The organism is Synechococcus sp. CBW1108 (genome assembly GCF_015840335.1).
GTDB lineage: Bacteria > Cyanobacteriota > Cyanobacteriia > PCC-6307 > Cyanobiaceae > Cyanobium_A.
In genome coordinates this window covers 825,665-839,652 of the sequence record NZ_CP060395.1, presented here as the reverse complement: position 1 = coordinate 839,652, position 13,988 = coordinate 825,665, and the positions used below count along the sequence as shown (strand labels likewise).

14 protein-coding genes and 1 tRNA gene are annotated in these 13,988 nt (G+C 67.3%); 8 read left to right on the top strand and 7 right to left on the bottom strand.

Going from position 1 to position 13,988, the window contains the following annotated elements:
• The first annotated feature begins 18 nt into the window (after positions 1-18).
• Together H8F27_RS04490 and msrB are read left to right on the top strand one after the other, a co-directional pair.
• Complete coding sequence (locus H8F27_RS04490; RefSeq protein WP_197151565.1) at positions 19-1,278, top strand: glycosyl transferase; 1,260 nt, start codon at positions 19-21, stop codon at positions 1,276-1,278.
• Positions 1,279-1,305: 27 nt separating this feature from the next.
• Positions 1,306-1,776, top strand: a complete 471-nt coding sequence (gene msrB / locus H8F27_RS04485; protein ID WP_197151544.1) for a peptide-methionine (R)-S-oxide reductase MsrB — start codon at positions 1,306-1,308, stop codon at positions 1,774-1,776.
• Positions 1,777-1,791: 15 nt separating this feature from the next.
• Here the strand turns inward: msrB and H8F27_RS04480 are convergent, their stop codons facing one another.
• Together H8F27_RS04480 and smc are read right to left on the bottom strand one after the other, a co-directional pair.
• Entirely contained in the window at positions 1,792-2,799 is a 1,008-nt protein-coding gene (locus tag H8F27_RS04480; protein WP_197151543.1) for a PRC-barrel domain-containing protein, read from the bottom strand.
• Positions 2,800-2,866: 67 nt separating this feature from the next.
• Complete coding sequence (gene smc, locus H8F27_RS04475) at positions 2,867-6,499, bottom strand: chromosome segregation protein SMC (protein WP_197151541.1); 3,633 nt, start codon at positions 6,497-6,499, stop codon at positions 2,867-2,869.
• A gap of 99 nt (positions 6,500-6,598) precedes the next feature.
• Here smc and H8F27_RS04470 point away from each other — a divergent pair, with 99 nt between their 5' ends.
• Together H8F27_RS04470 and H8F27_RS04465 are read left to right on the top strand one after the other, a co-directional pair.
• Positions 6,599-7,021 carry a DUF883 family protein gene (locus H8F27_RS04470; protein WP_197151539.1) on the top strand — a complete coding sequence of 141 codons (423 nt, stop codon included), beginning with the start codon at positions 6,599-6,601 and terminating at the stop codon, positions 7,019-7,021.
• Positions 7,018-7,404: a phage holin family protein gene (locus H8F27_RS04465; RefSeq protein WP_197151538.1), complete on the top strand. Its 387-nt coding sequence runs from the start codon at positions 7,018-7,020 to the stop codon at positions 7,402-7,404. The genes H8F27_RS04470 and H8F27_RS04465 overlap by 4 nt, the downstream gene beginning before the upstream one ends.
• Before the next feature lie 4 nt (positions 7,405-7,408).
• Here the strand turns inward: H8F27_RS04465 and H8F27_RS04460 are convergent, their stop codons facing one another.
• Complete coding sequence (locus H8F27_RS04460; RefSeq protein WP_370594491.1) at positions 7,409-8,593, bottom strand: class I SAM-dependent RNA methyltransferase; 1,185 nt, start codon at positions 8,591-8,593, stop codon at positions 7,409-7,411.
• Positions 8,594-8,616: 23 nt separating this feature from the next.
• Here H8F27_RS04460 and H8F27_RS18115 point away from each other — a divergent pair.
• Positions 8,617-8,706: transfer RNA gene (locus tag H8F27_RS18115), tRNA-OTHER, on the top strand.
• 212 nt (positions 8,707-8,918) lie between these two features.
• Here the strand turns inward: H8F27_RS18115 and H8F27_RS04450 are convergent.
• Complete coding sequence (locus tag H8F27_RS04450; protein WP_197151536.1) at positions 8,919-9,764, bottom strand: oxidoreductase; 846 nt, start codon at positions 9,762-9,764, stop codon at positions 8,919-8,921.
• A gap of 158 nt (positions 9,765-9,922) precedes the next feature.
• On the opposite strand from H8F27_RS04450, the gene H8F27_RS04445 reads away from it, so the two are divergent.
• A complete protein-coding gene (locus H8F27_RS04445; RefSeq protein WP_197151535.1) occupies positions 9,923-10,285 on the top strand; it encodes a hypothetical protein in 363 nt (120 codons plus the stop codon).
• 55 nt (positions 10,286-10,340) lie between these two features.
• On the opposite strand, the gene H8F27_RS04440 is transcribed toward H8F27_RS04445, so the two are convergent.
• The 3 genes from H8F27_RS04440 to H8F27_RS04430 are packed head-to-tail and all read right to left on the bottom strand — an operon-like array spanning position 10,341 to position 11,807.
• Positions 10,341-10,700 carry a SemiSWEET transporter gene (locus tag H8F27_RS04440; protein WP_197151534.1) on the bottom strand — a complete coding sequence of 120 codons (360 nt, stop codon included), beginning with the start codon at positions 10,698-10,700 and terminating at the stop codon, positions 10,341-10,343.
• Entirely contained in the window at positions 10,697-11,332 is a 636-nt protein-coding gene (locus H8F27_RS04435) for a DUF938 domain-containing protein (protein WP_197151533.1), read from the bottom strand. Before H8F27_RS04435 ends, H8F27_RS04440 begins: the two co-directional genes overlap by 4 nt.
• A gap of 34 nt (positions 11,333-11,366) precedes the next feature.
• Positions 11,367-11,807 carry a hypothetical protein gene (locus tag H8F27_RS04430; protein ID WP_197151532.1) on the bottom strand — a complete coding sequence of 147 codons (441 nt, stop codon included), beginning with the start codon at positions 11,805-11,807 and terminating at the stop codon, positions 11,367-11,369.
• Positions 11,808-11,991: 184 nt separating this feature from the next.
• Between H8F27_RS04430 and H8F27_RS04425 the strand changes: the two genes are divergently transcribed.
• Both H8F27_RS04425 and hemB read left to right on the top strand, forming a co-directional pair.
• Positions 11,992-12,960, top strand: coding sequence for a DnaJ C-terminal domain-containing protein (locus H8F27_RS04425; protein ID WP_197151531.1), 969 nt, complete (start codon positions 11,992-11,994; stop codon positions 12,958-12,960).
• A gap of 25 nt (positions 12,961-12,985) precedes the next feature.
• Entirely contained in the window at positions 12,986-13,987 is a 1,002-nt protein-coding gene (gene hemB / locus H8F27_RS04420) for a porphobilinogen synthase (protein ID WP_197151529.1), read from the top strand.
• Position 13,988 lies beyond the last annotated feature (1 nt).

Here is a 13,988-nt window from a genome sequence, read left to right as displayed (position 1 = left end):
CCGAAGCGGGTTCCCAGGGTGACCCCGCCGCCACCGGTCTCGATCGTGCTGGTCAGCAACGGCCCTGGGGAGCTGTCCACCTGGGTCAGGCCCCTGGCCCAGCGCCTGCAGCGCCGCATCCCCCTGCGCCCCATCGCCGCTGCGGCGGACTGCAGCTTGGAGCTGGTGCTGGTGCCCTGTCCCAATGGCACGGGCCGCGAACACCTGGCTGCGGCGGGGTGGGGGTTGTTTGAGCGCATCGTGCCGGCGCGCCAGTTCTGGTCGCTGCTGCTTTCCCCTGGGAGGTTTGGTCCCTGGGGAAAGCGCGGAGTGGTGGTGTTTCTGGGGGGGGATCAGTTCTGGACGGTGCTGCTGTCGGCGCGTCTGGGCTACCGACACCTCACCTATGCCGAATGGGTGGCGCGCTGGCCGCGCTGGAACGATCGCATTGCGGCCATGGGGCCTAGGGCCGCAGCCCGGCTGTCGCCCCGTTGGGCGCAGCGCTGCACGGTGGTGGGAGATCTGATGGCCGATCTCTCCGAGTCGGCCCGCAGCGAGGCACCGTTGCCCCAAGGGGAGTGGCTGGCCCTGTTGCCGGGCTCCAAGCGGGCCAAGTTGCGGGTGGGAGTGCCGTTTTTACTGGAGACGGCCGATCGCATTGCGGCGCTGCGCCCGGGCTGCCGTTTCCTGTTGCCGCTCGCCCCCACCACCAGCATCGATGAGCTGCTTGCCCAGGCGGGTCCCGCCAATCCGATTGCCAGCTCCTACCGATCGGGGCTGCCGCGGCTGCGGGAGCCGGATCTGCTCGTGACGCCGGCCGGCACCCCGATCCAGCTGGTGCGTGAAAATCCTGCCCACGGCGCCCTGAGCCAGTGCGCCCTGGCCCTCACCACCGTGGGCGCCAATACGGCCGAGTTGGCCGCCCTGGGGGTGCCCATGCTGGTGCTGCTGCCCACCCAACACCTGCATGTGATGCAGGCCTGGGATGGGCTGGCCGGACTGGTGGCGCGGCTGCCGCTGCTGCGCTGGGGGTTTGGCCTGCTGCTCACGGCCTGGCGCCTGCGCCACCGGGGTTTCCTGGCTTCGCCAAACATCGCTGCGGGTCGCTTGCTGGTGCCAGAGCGGGTGGGGGTGATCACGCCCGAGTCGATTGCGGCCGAGGCCGCCGATTGGCTTGGCTCCCCTGAGCGCCTCGCCGGGATGCGGGCTGATTTGCATGGTTTGAGGGGCCAGTCGGGGGCGGTGGCCAGCCTGGCGGAGCTGGTTCTGGAGCTCCTGCCCCCGGGCCTGGGTTCCTAAGGTTCACGCCAGTATTTGTTCCCTCCCATGGCCGACGCAGCCAGCATCCCTAACCTCCCCCCCCCCAACCCCTCTGCCTGCGGCCTGGACAGCGGCCTGGCGCGGGGCACCAGCGAGGAGCAGTGGCGCCAGCAGCTCACGCCAGAGCAATTTCGCATTGCCCGCCAGGGCGGCACCGAGCGGGCCTTCAGCGGTGCCTACTGGAACCACAAGGCCAGCGGGATGTACCACTGCGTGTGCTGTGACGCCGAGCTGTTTAGCAGTGCCACCAAATTCGAATCCGGCACGGGTTGGCCCAGCTTCTGGGACGGCGTGAGCGCGGGCGCCATCAGCACCCACACCGACAGGTCCCACGGCATGGTGCGCACGGAGATCCGCTGCGCCAACTGTGACGCCCACCTGGGCCACCTTTTCAACGATGGGCCTGCCCCGACCGGCCAGCGCCACTGCGTCAATTCAGCCTCGCTGGTCTTCCGGCAGCCCCGAAATCAGCCCTGATTCACCAGCCCAGCTTCACCAGGGATCCGCCAGGTCTTCGGCCTCCACATCCACCGGCTCTCGGGCGGGAGTGGGGGCGGGGCGGCGTTGGGGCGCCCGGGGCAGGGGCTCGGCCTGGAGGGGCCGGCGGGGGGTCTCGGGGCGGCGCTCCGGAAAGCTGGGTTCTTCGAATCTGGGTTGCTCGAAAGACCTCTCGTCGTAGCGGGGTTCGTCTTCGTCGAGGTAGCGGCGTTGACGCAGGGGTTGCTGCTGGCGCCGTTCCTCCAGCTCGACGTAGTCGAGTTCTGCCTCTGCTTCCAGGGCCCGGCTGGTGGCTGGCTGGATGCGGCGCTGCTCCTGTACCGCGGGCTGGCCTGCAGCCAACTGGTTTTCCACCGGCACCATGCCTGAGCGGTAGCGCTCCCGCTCCTCCTGTTCCCAGCTGGGCCCGCCAATGCCCAGCTTTTCCAACAGGCCTGAGCCCAGTTGCTTGAGCTTGTCTTCGGCCCCCTCGTAGACAATGATCCGATCTGGTCCACTGCTGACAATCTCCTCAACCCTGAGTTCCCAGGTGCTGAGTACCCCTTCGCCCAGGATCGGCACCCCCAGGGCGCCGATCACGAGGGTGGCCAGCTCACCGGTTTCGATGTCGAAGCTGAAGCCCAGTACCCGGCCCAGCTGGGCGCCTGCCTCGGTGATCACCTGGCAGTTGATCACCTTGCTGTAGCGATCAGGGTTGAAGCCCTCGGCCAGGGAGTCGGCCGAATCCACCAGGATCACATCGCCCACCTGGCGGATCCGATCGAGGGGCATCCAGCGCGGCAGGCCCGGCAGGAAACGGGTCAGGGGGTTGTCGCGCAGGCCCAGCGCCACCACTTCGCGCCGGTCGACATCCACCACCACCTCACCGACAACCCCCAGTCGCCGGCCGGTGTCGCGGGTGATCACCTGGGTGCCCATCAACTCGGAGCGCAACCAGAGGCGATCGCTCGGGGCGGCAGCGGCTGCTCCGAGATCGGTGGAAGGGGGAATGGAGGAGGTCAATGAAAGGGTCGAACCTGGGGCCCAGTCGATCCATTGTGGCCCACCTGGTTCGCTGGGGTAAGGGCGGTCAGGCCGCGGGCGGTAACCCCACCACCTGGGTGTGGGCTCCCCGGGCCTGGGTGACGCCGATGGTGCGGGTGGCAGCTGCGATCATCGGGCGCCGGTGGCTCACCACCATGAACTGGGCCTGGTCGGCCTGGCTGGCGATCAGGGCTGCCAGCCGTTCGACGTTGACCCCGTCAAGGAAGCTGTCCACCTCATCGAGGGCGTAGAAGGGCGATGGCCGAAAGCGCTGGAGGGCAAAAAGGAAACTCAGGGCCGTCAGTGACTTCTCGCCGCCGCTCATTGAGTTGAGGCGGCGCACGGCCTTGCCCTTGGGATGGGCCACCAGGGTGAGGCCCCCATCCAGGGGGGATTCGGGATTTTCCAGCTGCAGGTGACCTTCGCCGTCGGAGAGACCCTCGAAGATCGTGCGGAAGTGGCCGTCCACCGCCGTGAACGCCTCCAGGAAAGCCTCCTGGCGCAGGGTGGCCACGGTTTCGATGCGCAGCAGCAGCTCCTCGCGTTCCTTGCTGAGCACCTCGAGGCGCTCCTCCAGCTCCGCCAGCCGGATTTCCAGCTGCTCGAGCTCTTCGAGCGCCAGCATGTTCACCGGTTCGAGGGCTTCCATGCGGGCCTGGAGGCTGCGCAGCTCTTCCTGCAACGCCTCCAGACCCGCCTCGCGCACCTCAGTCGGGATCTCGGGCCGGGGATCGGGCAACTCCCGCTCCAGTTGCTCGAGGCGCAGTTGGTCGCCGCGCAGCTGCTCGGCCAGGGAGTCGAGCTCTTCAGCCAGGCGTTGCAGCTCCCACTGCTGCTGCTGCAGGGCCTGGCGTTGGGCTGAGAGCTGGGCCTCGGCGGCGTCGCGGGCGCGCCGCCGCTCGCCGAAGCGGGTTTGCAGATCCTGCTGCTGGCTTTCCAGGGCGCTGCGCCGCTGCTGGTCGGCCTGCTGCCGCTCCTTCCACTGGGCCCGGTCTGCCACCAGGGCATTGACGGCCGCCACCAGCCGCTGTTCATCGGTCGCCAGGGCTTGGAGCTGGTTGCTCAGCCGCTCGGCCACCAGCGCCCGCTCGCGTCGGGCTGCCAGCAGGCCATCGCGCTGGTTGCGGGCCGCGGCCAGGGCGGAGTCGGCCGACTCCAGCTCGCTCTGGAGGCCCTGCCAGCGGGCAGCGTCGCCGGAGGCCTGCACGGCGGTTTCGCTCGCCTCGAGGGCCGTGCGCTGGGCCTGGAGGGGGCTGAGGAGCCCCTCCAGCTCCTGTTGGCGCTGCAGATCGCTCTGCAGGGTGGCCTGCAGTTGCCCCAGGCGGGTGCCCAGCTGCTGCTGGCGTTGCTGCTGGGGGGCCAGGGCGCGCTGGGCGGCGCTGCGCTCGGCCTCCAGGGCCGCCTGACGTTGCTGGAGCTCCAGCAGCTGGGGCCGCAGGCGCTCGAGCTGCTGGCCCAGGTCGGCTTCCCTGCGGCGGCAGGCCAGCAGGCTCTCGCCCAGCTCCAGCAACCGTTGGCGATGGGGTTCGGCCTCGTCGCCATCCTGGGCCCGACCAAAGCTGAGTTGGCCGCCCCGCTGCTGCAGGCTGCCGCCGGTCATGGCACCGCTCTTCTCGAGCAGTTCGCCCTCGAGGGTCACCGCCCGGCAGCGGCCCAACTCGCGCCTGGCGTTGGCCAGGTTGTCGAACACCAGGGTGTCACCGAAGACGTAGCGGAACACCTCCGCGTAAACCGGCTCGTGACGCACCAGCTCGACGGCCCTGCCGACTAGCCCGCCACCACCTGCACTTCCTGCCCCACCCCCTGCCCCACCACCGCGTTGCAGGGCGGCCCCGCCACTGCCACTGGAGCCGCCACTGGAGCCGCCCCGAATCTTGTTGAGCGGCAGAAAGGTGAGCCGGCCGGCCCGGCGTTGCTTGAGCAGCTCAATCGCCTGGGCGGCGATGCGGTCGTCGTCGACCACCACCTGGCCGAGGCGCCCGCCGGCCGCCACCTCGAGCGCATAGCGATGGCGCTCCTCCACCTCAGCGAGCTGGGCCACGGGCCCGTGGATGCCGTCGAGGCCCGCCTCCAGTAGCACCCTCAGGGCGCCGGTGCCACGGCTTTCCTGCAGGGTTTCGCGGCGACTGTCGAGCCGGGCGATCTCCCGCTCCAGGGTGGCCTGTTCCTGCTCCAGGCGGCTGCGGGTGCGCTGCTGCAGGGCCAGGGCCTCGGCCAGCTCCTGCACCTGCTGCTGCCTCAGCCGGGTGGCCTCCCCCACCTGCTGCCAGGCGCTTTCGATGGCCTCGAGCTGCTGCTGGACGCCCTGTTGGCTGATCCCCTCCTGCTGCTCCTCGGCCCCCAGCTCCGCTAGCCGCTCCTGCTGCTGGCGCAGCCGCTCTTGCAGTTGTTGGCGCTCCGCCTCCAGTGGCCCGATCTGCTCGGCCAGTTGCTGGCGGGCCAGGCTGCGTTGCCTCTGTTCCTCCAGCCAGCTGCCGGAGCGGCCCGCCACTTCGCCCAGGCGGCGGCGGGAGAGTTCCACGGCGCCTTCAGCGCTGCGGCAGGCCTGCTCGGCGGCTTCCAGCTCGGCCAGATCGGAGCTGGTCTCGAGGGCCTGCTGCTGCTGGCGAAGGTCGCCCTGGCCGCGGGCCAGTTCCTGCCGCTGGCGTTGCAGCGCTTCGGCTTCGAGCTGGTGTTTTTCCCCCTGGCGGGCCAGTTCGCGGCCACTGGCTTCGAGGCCGGCAAGTTCGGCCTGCACGGCGATCAGCTGGTCTTCGCCGAGGGCCTTCACCTCCGCCTGCAGCTGCTCGAGGGCGGCGGTGGCGGCCCCCAGCGCCTGCTCGCCGGCGGCGATGGCCTCGCGGCCTGTCTGTTGCTGGGCGGTGAGCTCTTCGCGGCGCCGGCTGAGGGCGGCCTGGTTGGCCCGGGCCGCTTCGAAGGCCAGTACTTGCTCCTGTAGTCGGCCCGTGTGGTGGCGCTGGCGCAGGTCTTGGTAGGTGCGGGCCTTGGCGCAGTCGCGTTCGAGTTTCTGGCGGGAGCCCAGCAATTCCTGCTGGACGATTGCACAGCGCTCCTGGCGCTCCTGCACCTCGTCGAGCTTGGCCCGACTCTGCTCTATCCGGGAATCGAAGAGGGCGACGCCGGCCAGCTCATCGATGATGCCGCGTCGATCCTTGGCGCCCATCGAAACGATGCGGGTCACGTCGCCCTGCATCACCACATTGCTGCCCTCCGGATCCACCCGCAGGCGCCGCAGCTGGCCCTGTAGCTGCTGCAGGTTGCAGGGCACCCCGTCGGCGCTGAAGCTGCTGGCATAGGTGCCGCCGGGGGCCACCCGCAGGCGGCGGCTCACGGTCCACTCGGTCTGGTCGGGTCTGATCCAGGGGCCCTCCTCGGGGGGCTCCAGGCCCGCTTCGGCTGGGTCGGGCTGCCAATCGCTGAGGTCAAAGCGCACGTTCACTGAGGTTTCGGCGGCCTTGCCCTCCCGCAGCATGGCGCTGTTGATCAGGTCTGGCAGGCGATCGGCCCGCATGCCGCGGCTGCTGGCCAGGCCCAGGCAGAACAGCACCGCGTCGAGAATGTTGCTCTTGCCAGAGCCGTTGGGGCCGGTCACCACGGTGAAGCCCTCTTCCAGCGGAATCGTGATTGATCCGCCGAACGACTTGAAGTGGGTGAGCCCGACCTGATTGATGTGAACCAACAGGCCCGTGCGCCGAGCAGCAGAAATGTAGCGGAGGGTTTCGAAATCTCAACCCCCTCCTTAGGTTGTGGGTTGAGCTGAGTTGCCTCCCCCTCCGCCATGACCGCCGAAGCGCCTCCCCACAGCGCCAGCCCCGAGGGCTTTCGCGATCGTTTCGAGACCCTGATCCCCTCCATTCAGCGGGAGTGGCCGGCCGTGGCCCGCCAGGCCCTTGAGGCCACCCGGGGCAGCTTCGATGAGGTGGTGGAGGTGATCGCCAGCCAATCCGGTCGAACGGCCACGGTGGTCAAGGACCAGCTTCTCGAGCTGCTGGACGTGGCCGGCGGCCAGACAAGCCGCCTGGCCGAAAACCTGGCACCGATCGAAGCCCAGCTGGAGAGCCTGCTCGATGAGCTCAATTCCAGCCTGCGGCCTCGGATTGAGAAGCCGGTGCGGGAGCGTCCCCTGCTGGCGATCGGTATTGCCGCGGGCGTTGGGGTGTTGCTGGGCCTGCTGCTGGCCTCAGGCCGGCGTTCCTCATGACGGATTCGACCTCGCCCGGCGTGGCCCGGGTGGCGGCGGGCCGGGTTGGCGCCCTGCTGACTTCTGTGATGGACCTGCACGTGCGCATTGCCCTGCAGGAGGTGGATCGGGAGAAGCGGCGCCTGATCAGCGGTGCCCTGCTGCTCAGCGGCGGGCTGGCCCTGCTGCTGCTGGCCCTGATCGGTGCCGAGCTGGCCCTGCTCCTATGGCTGCACGCGGCCCTGGGGCTGAGCTGGATCCATGCCGCCCTGGTGGTGGCCGCTTTGGATCTGGTGCTGGCCGGGGTGTTTGTGCGGGTGGGCGGCCAGCTGCTCAAGGGGCCCTACCTGCCCCAGACCACCGCCGGTCTGAGCAAGACCACCAGGGCGATTCTGGGGCGCTAGTTGATTAGCGCACCTCGTAGTGCAGCCAGCGGCAGTCAATGCCCCCGTTGCTGATCGGGATGCGGCGGCTCGCCTTCATCCTCAGGGCGCCGGTGAGTTCAGGGTTGCCGCTCAGCAGCCACAGGCTCCAGCCGCTGCAGCGCTCCTTCACCATGTGGCCCAGGTCGGCGTAGAGGGATTCCAGGGCCTCGCCCCCACCGAGGCCCCCACCGAGGCCCCCACCGAGGCGCTCGCCGTAGGGCGGGTTGCAGACCAGGATCCCTGGCCCGGTCGGCGGCTCAAAGTCGCGGCAGTCGCCCTGGCGCAGATCGAGGGCCCCGGCCACGCCGGCCTCCTTGGCGTTGCTGCGGGCCTGCTCCAGCACCCCGGCGTCCTGCTCCATGCCCACGATTGGTGCCAGGGCCTTGCCGCAGGGGAGGGTCTCCCGGGCCAGGGCGGCGGCGGCCTCGCGCTCCTGCTGCCAGAGCTGGGGGTTGAAATCGGGCCAGCGCTCGAGGCCGAAGGGGCGCCCCAGCCCCGGCGCCCGGCCCAGGGCCAGGCAGGCGGCTTCGATCAGCAGGGTGCCGGAGCCGCAGAGGGGATCTGCCAGGGGTACCGAGCCATCCCAGCTGGTGAGGGCGATCAGGCCGGCGGCCAGGTTTTCCTTGAGCGGGGCCAGGCCCATGGCAGCCCGGTAGCCCCGCTTATGCAGGCTGGCGCCGCTGCCATCGATGCTCAGGGCTGCTGCACCACCGCCTAGGTGCAGGTGCAGGGCCAGGTCGGGATCGTCCAGGTCGACCGAGGAGCGGGCGCCCCACTGCTGGCGCTGCAGATCTACCAGGGCATTTTTGACCTGCAGGGCGCTGTAGTGGCTGTGGTTGAGGCCGGGGGCGCTGCCGGTGGCATCGACCCGGAAGCTGGCACCAGGAGGTAGCCAGCGGCTCCAGTCGACGGCGCGCTGCACACCGGCGTAGAGCTCGTCGCGGCTGTGGCAGGGAAAGCTGGCCAGCTCCCGCAGCAGCCGGAAGGGCAGGCGGGCCTGGAGGTGCAGCCGGTAGTAGCCGGCCAGGTTTGTTTGGAAGCGCACGGCCCGGCGTAGGGGTGGGCCGGCCTGACAGCCCAGGGCCGTGAGCTCGGCCGCTGCTGCTTCCTCAAGACCCGGTGGCACCACAGCCACGCCGCTGATTGAGCTGGTGTCTTGGTCGGTGATGCCCACCCCTGCGGTCTGCGGTTGAAGCTGTCACAATGACGGAGTCCGGTTTCGGTCGGACTAGGTGATCCACACCGGTGCTTCGGACAGCGGTTCGATTCCGCTCAGCTCCATTCCCCCTTCCCGGGGCTGCAATGGTTTCGACGGGGTATGAGGAGGGTGACTGAAGCCTGCTCGGTAAGAGCAAATCCGTAACAGCGAATAACATCGTTCGTTTCTCCCGTCAGACCGCCCCCGTGGCCGCCTGACCCTTTAAGGGAGATGGGGTGAGATCAGCCTTATCACCCAAATGATCCATGGGGCCTGGAAGGGCCCTTTTTAGTAGTTAGCGGCGGCGGAAGTTGGCCATCGTGAGCGAGTCGTAGATGCGATCGCCGAGCAGGTTGCGCACCAGCAGCAGGGGCCGGGCCAGATAGCCCACCACGTAACGGCTGCGGGGATGGGCCGCACAGGCTGCAGCTGCGATCGTGCGGCCCACCAGGTTGGGTGAGGAGCTGCGGCGGGCGTCGTAGATGTCAGCAAAGCCCTCCAGCAAAATCTTGGTGAGTTGGCCGTAGGGGCCGTTGCCGGAGCGCTCCAGCAGGGGCTCCTGCATCATTTCGGCAAAGTTGGTGCGGATGATGCCGGGTTGCACCACCACCACGTGAATGCCGAAATCGGCAAGCTCCAGCCGCAGGCAGTCAGACCAACCCTCCAGGGCGTGCTTGGAGGCGTGATACCAGGCCCCCAGCGGCGCATAGATGCGCCCACCCATTGAGGAGACGTTGATGATTCGCCCCGAACGGCGCTCTCGCATAGCCGGCAGCAGGCGCTGGGTGAGGTCCGCCAGGCCGAACAGGTTCACTTCAAACTGGCGGCGAGCCACAGCCAGTGGCGTTTCCTCTACCGAACCGTAGACGCCATAGCCGGCATTATTTACGAGCAGGTCGATGCCGCCGGGGTTGTCCTGGGCGAGGCGCTCCGCAGCTGCCGCAATGCTGGCGGGCTTGGCCAGATCGAGGGCCAGTGGCTGCAGGCCGGCAGGCACCAGGGGGGCCATCGGCTCCTGGCGCCGCGCCGCCCCAACCACCTTGAAGCCGCGCTCGAGTAGGGCCTGCGCTGTCGCCAGGCCGATGCCGGAGGAGGCCCCGGTGACCAGGGCTACGGGCGGGCGGGCTGTATGCGGCTGCACTGCGAGAGGCTGGGGGCAAAAATTCACCGTAGGGCCCGGTGAGTCAACTCCTTCAAACCCTGCAGACTTGCACTTGATCAGGCAATGGCTCTCGCTTTTTCAATCAGAGCCTGATCAACTCTGGTCTAGACTTGCTGCTACTGGGAAATTCTGAATTAATGGCCAAATTCCAATTTGAATTCACTCCAAAGCAGGATGTTGAGTTCAGGCAGCTTGTGGCCAAGCAGAGAATTGCTGCCATCGCCATCGCTTTGCTTGTTGTAATCAAGGCTGGGGGCGCCCTCCAGGGTGCCTCCTCTGCCAACTGGCAGGAAATTATGTTTGCAGTAGCGTCTTTCCTGGTGGCAATGTATTCCTGCTATTCATTGTATTTTAGCAGTGTAAGGCTCTACAGGATTACTAATTCGGCTGGCAATGATTTGAGCAATCTGTTCGCCGGCTTGCAGGGTCTAGAGAATTGCTTTGCCGCCTTGGCATTGGCGATTTTATTTAGCGTAATTCCTGATTATTTGGTTGGCTAGGCCCAGGCTTATTGTTTGCTAAGCCAGGCCGATTGCTTGCCTTTGTAATTTATTTTTATAATTGACTTGCTCGTGTCCTCGGCCTGGTAATTCTATGCTTTCTCCCGGTTTTGCTAGACCCGGCTTTGCTGTTGCTGCGCTTTTCGCCTAAATGATCCTCCAGCTTGCGCTGCAGAATCAGGCCCGAGAGCACAACCGTGATCGCATTGGCAATGATCAGAGGGCCATTGCGCGTGAAAATGCCATAAACCAGCCACAGGGCAATACCACTGGTGAAAAAGGCATACATGCTTAGGGAGATCCCCCGGGTGTCGCCACTGCTGAGGGTTCTCATTGCCTGGGGAATGAAGCTCAAGGTGGTCAGGGAAGCTGCCGCGTAGCCCAGCAGTTCAATGGCGGATGTTTGTTGGCTCATGGCAACATCCTGCTGGATTGCCAGGGCCCTGAGCTGAAGATCAGGGTGCGGTTGTTGGTTGGCATGGCCACATCGTCAAGGGGCTCCAGGCCCACGGCGAGGGCTTGCTGCTTTAGCTCAAGTGCATCCCGCACCCCCATGGCTGGATCGAGGCTGCGCAGATGGGCATCGAAACTGAGGTTGCTGGCCGCGGTGTGCACCCCACCGTCGTGAAAGGGGCCGTAGAGCAGCAGCAGGCCACCGGGCTCCAGCACCTGGTGCACTCCGGCCAGCAGCTGGGGCAGGGCCAGTGCCGGCATGATGTGGCAGGTGTTGGCGCTGAATACGGCGTCGAAGCGGCCGTTAGGCCACTGTTCGGCCTCGGTCACATCGAGGCGGATTGCTGTGGGCAGTTCGGCAGCTGGCGCCAGCTCCTGCCGGGCCAGGCCTGCCAGTTGGCCCCGCAGGATTGCCAGCCCCTCCTGTCGCTCGCTGGCTTGCCAGGTCAAAGCTGGGATGTTCGCGCCGAAATAGGCGGCGTGCTGACCGTTGCCGGAGCCAATCTCAAGCACCCGCGCCCGCTCGGGCAGCCAGGCTTGAAGCAGGGCCAGGAGCGGCTGCTTATTGCGTTCGCAGGCTGGGGAGAGGACCACGCGCTTCAGATTGGGATGGCTGCATGGCAGCTTTTTAGGGGGTGCTTCCTGGGAAGCCGCTCCAGATCTTCAGTTCCTGGAGGGTCTGGACCCCTTCGCGGCGCTCCTTGCCTGGCTGGTCCCAGGTGGGGTAGGCGCGGATCTGGGCCGCCTGGCAGCGGGCCCGACCTGGGTCAGTTTTGTCGCACTCCACGTAGGGAAGGGTGTTGCCGGCCTCTTTGCCAAACAGATTTTTCTGCTGGAAGCAGGCTGGACACCACCAGGCGCCATAGAAAATCGCCCCCTTGGCTCGCAGGTAGTCGCTGAGGGCCTTTTGTTCCGGGCTGGAGGGGGCCAGGTCCTCGCCGAGGCTGGGGGTGGTTGGGGCGCCAGGAACGTTGGCTCCTTTGGCGGCACTGGCGGTGGCCGTAAAGCCCAGAAGCACCGTGCTCAGGCCGATCAATAGGGCAGAACGCAGGGAGCCGAACTCGGGCATCGGGGTGCGGGTGTGCGGGTCAGCGGCCGGAGGCTACGGCTGATGGCCGGCTCTGGCCGGGCCGTGTGCGCAAAACCACAGCGGGGAGTTGGGGCGCCGGCGTTCGGCCTTCCGCCCTTCGGCGCTGCGGCTGAACAGCCCCATGGCTGAAACAATGGACAACTAGCGGTGGATAGGGAGGTCGATGGGCGCAAACGGCTACCGCGACTACTTCAAAGTGCTGGGCGTGGAGCGGAGCGCCGATGCGGACGCCATCAAGCGGGCCTTTCGCAAGCTGGCCCGCCAGTACCACCCGGATGTCAATCCAGGCGATGCGGGTGCCGAGGCCAAGTTCAAGGAGGTGAGCGAGGCCTATGAGGTGCTCTCCGACCCGGATAAGCGCCGCCGCTATGAACAGTTTGGCCAGTACTGGAGCCAGGCCGGCGGCGGCTCTGGCACGGGCGGGGTGGACGTTGACTTCGGCCGCTACGGCAATTTCGACGATTTCATCAACGACCTGCTGGGACGTTTTGGTGGGCCCGCCCCTGGCGGTGCCCCGGGCGGTTTCGGTTTTAGTTCGGGCTTTCCCGGTGGATTTGCCGGCGGTATGTCCGGAGGTGGCCGCGCCCCGGCGGTGAATCTCGATGCTGAGGCCAGCATCAGCCTCTCCTTTGCCGACGCCTTCCGCGGTTCCGAGCGCACCCTGGCCGTCAACGACGAGCGGGTGCAGGTGCGCATCCCCCCGGGGGTGAAGCACGGCAGCCGGCTGCGGCTTAAGAGCAAGGGCAATCTGCAGCCCGGCACCGGCCGCCGCGGCGACCTCTACCTCAACCTGCAGCTCCAGGAGCATCCGGTGTGGAAGCTCGACGGCGACCAGCTGCGGGCCGAGCTACCCCTCAGCCTCGATGAGCTGGCCCTCGGCGGCGAGGTGCGGGTGGCCACCCCCGATGGAGAGGCCTCCGTCCAGGTGCCCCCCGGCATGACCCTGGGCCGCAGCCTGCGGCTCAAGGGCAAGGGTTGGCCGCTCAAGGACGGCCGCGGCGACCTGCTGCTCACCCCGGTGCTCAAGTTGCCAGGCCAGCTCAGTGCCGAGGAACGGCAGTTGCTGGAGCAGTTGCGCGCCGCCCGCAGTGCCGATCCCCGGGCGGGTTGGATTCAGGCCGCCCGTCTCTAGGATCCGCCCTAGAGAGATTGGCCCCATGGAGCTCACCTACCGCCCCCGCAGGCTGCGCCGCACCCCGGCCCTGCGGGCGATGGTGCGGGAGCACCAGCTCAGCGCCGCCGACTTCATCTATCCGCTCTTTGTGCATGAGGGCGCCAGCAACGAGCCGATCGGGGCCATGCCAGGGGCCATGCGCTGGAGCTTGGAGGGGCTGGTGGAGGAAGTGGGCCGCGCCTGGGACCTGGGCATCCGCTGCGTGGTGCTGTTCCCCAAGGTGGCCGACGGCCTCAAAACGGAGGACGGGGCCGAGTGCTTCAACGAGCATGGCCTGATCCCCCGAGCCATTCGCCGGCTCAAGGAGATGCATCCGGGCATGGCGATCATGACCGACGTGGCCCTGGATCCCTATTCCTGCGATGGCCACGACGGCATCGTCAGCGATGGGGGGGTGGTGCTCAACGATGAGACGGTGGCGGTGCTCTGCAAGCAGGCCGTGGCCCAGGCCCGGGCCGGTGCCGACCTGATCGGCCCCAGCGACATGATGGACGGCCGGGTTGGGGCCATCCGCGAGGCTCTCGATGAGGAGGGTTTTGAGCACATCGGCATCATCAGCTATACCGCCAAATACGCCTCCGCCTATTACGGCCCCTTCCGTGAAGCCCTGGATTCCGCTCCTCGGGCCGCCGCCGGCAAGCCCATCCCTGGCGACAAATCTACTTATCAAATGGATCCGGCCAATGGCCGTGAAGCCCTCACCGAGGCCCAGCTCGATGAGCACGAGGGCGCTGACATCATCATGGTGAAGCCAGGCCTGGCCTACCTCGACATCATTTACCGGCTGCGGGGTGAAACCGAGCTTCCCATTGCCGCATACAACGTCAGCGGTGAATACGCCATGGTCAAGGCGGCGGCTGAGAGGGGCTGGATCGACGAGCGGGCGGTGGTGCTGGAAACCCTGCTCTGCTTCAAACGGGCCGGCGCCGATCTGATCCTCACCTATCACGCCTGCGAGGCGGCCCAGTGGCTGAGGCAGGGATGAG